The sequence below is a fragment of the Anaerotignum faecicola genome, from assembly GCA_024460105.1.
In the GTDB taxonomy this organism is placed as follows: Bacteria; Bacillota; Clostridia; order Lachnospirales; family Anaerotignaceae; genus JANFXS01.
On record JANFXS010000451.1, the window covers coordinates 1 to 409 of the forward strand.

The window sequence follows — 409 nt, forward strand, 5'->3', positions numbered from 1 at the left end:
GGATTACCACGTATATTCAGGACGGACTGGGACTGGACCGGAGTGTTTCCAGCATGGCTCTGATTCTTTTCTGGGGTGGAATCGTGGCCGGCAGATTCATGCAGCCGGCTGTGGATCGGAAGATAGAGTACAGCAAGTGGCTCTGCACCACGTGCTTTCTTTCCGCATTTCTCTATATTGCGGCGTTTCTCCTGGGAAACGGAGTCTTCCTGATTGCCGTTCTCTTTACCGTAGGAGCACTGACTGGAGCTGCATTCCCGTCCATTATTGGCATGGCGTGCGGGAAGTATCCTCATCTTTCCGGTACGGCGACTTCCACAGTCAGTCTGACCAGCTCTTTGATCGGCACGGTTTTATCGGGATTTATCGGGGCCCTGGTGGATGCCGCAGGATATCTGGCGGGGATGAT

1 protein-coding gene is annotated in these 409 nt (G+C 54.0%); it reads left to right on the forward strand.

From position 1 onward, the window contains the following. Positions 1–53: 53 nt before the first annotated feature. On the forward strand, positions 54–409 hold a 356-nt coding region (locus NE664_14825; GenBank protein MCQ4727909.1), incomplete at its 3' end, for a hypothetical protein.